Raw genomic sequence first — 2,271 nt, forward strand, 5'->3', positions numbered from 1 at the left:
CCAGTGACCCGCCCCCTGACCCCCACCAGCCTAAGGAGAACGCCATGAGCACGGCCCAGGCCACCATCCTCGCCGACCTCACCGAGATGATCCACGCCGTACTGGGCGAGTTCGCGGCCGACACCGAGATCACCATGGACACCACCTTCCGCGACGAGCTGGGCATGGAGAGCATCGACGTGGTCGCGCTCGCCGGCCGCCTCCAGTCGCGGTACGGCAACAGCGTGAACTTCGCGCACTTCGTGGCGAAACTCGACCTGGAGAACGTCCGCGAGCTGCGGGTGGGTCAGCTCGTCGAGCACATCGAGCGCTCCCTGGCGGAGCCCGGTGCCCAGCCGGCAGGGGTGGGCCAGTGACCATGGTCCGCGCGAACGGGCTCTCGGTCCACGTGCAGCGGCTCGATCCCCCGCCGGGGGTCGGCGCGGCGACGGTGGCCGGGCCGGAAGCCGGCGCGACGACGGTCGGCCCGGACGGCGCCGACCCGACGGTCGGGGGCGACCCGGACGGCGGTACCCCCACCGTCGTCCTGATCCACGGGGTCGCCTCGGACAGCCTGGCCAGCTGGTACTTCACGCTGGCCGAGCCACTGGCCCGGGTCGGCCTGCGGGTGGTCATGTACGACCTGCGCGGGCACGGCCGGACCGACCGCCCCGGATCCGGGTACGCCCTGGACGACTTCGTCGACGACCTGGCCGCGCTGCTGACCGAGTTGGCCGTCACCGGGCCGCTCTACCTGGTCGGCAACTCGTTCGGGGGAACCGTGGCGTTCGGGTACGCGGCCCGCCACCCGGGCCGGGTCGCCGGGATCACGGCGCTGGAGTCGGCGCCGCCGATCCCGGCCTGGATGACCCGGGTGGCCCGCCGGCTGGGCCGGGCCGCCGGTTTCCTCCCCCGGGCCGGTGCGCTCGAAGAGATCGCCGCCCGGCACGGGGAGGGCGCGATCCGGCGGGCCCGGGACACCGGTGACCTGTTGTCCAGCACCACGGTGGCCCGGGAACTGCCGGCCAGCCGGCTGCCCCGCACCGAGGAACTGGCGGCGATCACCGTCCCGGTCCTCTGCGTGTACGGCGGCCGGTCCGCCGTGGTGGAGCTGGTACCCGCCGTGCAGGAGCTGTTCCCGCAGGCACGCACCGTCGTACTGCCCGACCAGAAGCACTCGGTCCTGATCGACCAGCCGGAGGTGATCCGCCAGCTCGTCCTCACCTGGCTCGGTGCGGACTGCGGCCTCCGACTCGCCCAACCCGCCCCCACCGGCGTGACAGTCAACCCCTCAGGAGGTCTGTAGATGGACACCCCGATCGAAGGTCGGTCGATCATCATCAGCAACGGTCGGTGCGGTTCCACCCTGCTCTCCGACCTGATCGCCGACGAGCCGGACACCCTGTCGGCGCAGGAGTTCTTCATGTCGGTGGCGCCCTGGGTACGCAGCGCCGACGTGATCAGCGGCGACGAGTACTGGGGGATCCTGAGCAGCCCCAAGGCGGAGCTGTCCACGCTGTTCCGGATCGGCCTGCCGCCCAAGGAGCTGCGCTACCCGAAGAGCGGGCGGTGGGCGAACCGGATGACCGCCCTGCCCCGGATCCTCGCCATCACCCTGTCCAAGGTCTCGACCGACCCGGACCAGCTCTTCGACCAACTCGCCGAGCAGGTTCCCGACTTTCCCACCCAGAGCGTCAGCGACCACCACCGGATGTTCCTGGACCTGCTGGCCACGCTGACCGGTCGGCGCCGCTGGGTGGAGCGGTCCGGCGGGTCCAGCCACGTCGCGCCGTACCTGCTGCGCTCCTTCCCGGACTGCAAGGTGGTGTACCTGACCCGGAGCTGGGACGACACCGCGAAGTCGATGAGCCGGCACCCGTCGTTCCAGCTCATCCAGTTGCGGGTGGAGTTCCTCGGCCGGTGCGGGCTCGACCCGTTCCGGATCACCGCAGAGGACACCGTGCCCGAGGACCTGGTCCGGTACCTGCCGGACCGGCTCACCGCCGACCTGCTGCGGGAGCGTGGCCAGGACATCCGTCGGTACCTGGCGCTCTGCGCGTTCATGACCAGCCAGGCCGACCAGGCGTTGTCCGACATCCCGCCGCAGCACCTGATGCGGATCAGCTACGAGGACCTGGTCGCCGACCCGGTGGACCGGCTCACCGAACTCGGCCGGTTCCTGGAGTTCGGCGATCCGGCCGGGTGGGCGCAGCAGGTCGCCGGGCGGGTCAAGGCCCCGGCCCGGCCCCGGGAGGCCGCCCCGGCCTGACCGACGGTCCGTCGTGGCCCCAC

3 protein-coding genes are annotated in these 2,271 nt (G+C 71.9%); all 3 read left to right on the forward strand.

The features are described from left to right. The first annotated feature begins 44 nt into the window (after positions 1–44). Genes GSF22_RS32980 through GSF22_RS32990 form a run of 3 tightly spaced genes read left to right on the forward strand, consistent with a single transcriptional unit; the run spans position 45 to position 2,248 of the window. Positions 45–356 (forward strand): acyl carrier protein, encoded by a 312-nt coding sequence (locus tag GSF22_RS32980; protein WP_208817823.1) that lies wholly within the window; start codon positions 45–47, stop codon positions 354–356. A 2-nt stretch (positions 357–358) separates the two neighbouring features. Next, complete coding sequence (locus GSF22_RS32985) at positions 359–1,285, forward strand: alpha/beta fold hydrolase (RefSeq protein WP_244454571.1); 927 nt, start codon at positions 359–361, stop codon at positions 1,283–1,285. Continuing rightward, positions 1,286–2,248, forward strand: coding sequence for a sulfotransferase domain-containing protein (locus tag GSF22_RS32990; protein WP_208817825.1), 963 nt, complete (start codon positions 1,286–1,288; stop codon positions 2,246–2,248). Positions 2,249–2,271: the final 23 nt, after the last annotated feature.

The sequence above is a fragment of the Micromonospora echinofusca genome (genome assembly GCF_017614955.1).
Taxonomy (GTDB): domain Bacteria; phylum Actinomycetota; class Actinomycetes; order Mycobacteriales; family Micromonosporaceae; genus Micromonospora; species Micromonospora echinofusca_A.

Bases quoted from the DNA above. Each gene is read 5' to 3' on its own strand.
- GSF22_RS32980 (WP_208817823.1), top strand. From the start codon at position 45: ATGAGCACGGCCCAGGCCACCATCCTCGCCGACCTCACCGAGATGATC.
- GSF22_RS32985 (WP_244454571.1), top strand. From the start codon at position 359: ATGGTCCGCGCGAACGGGCTCTCGGTCCACGTGCAGCGGCTCGATCCC.
- GSF22_RS32990 (WP_208817825.1), top strand. From the start codon at position 1,286: ATGGACACCCCGATCGAAGGTCGGTCGATCATCATCAGCAACGGTCGG.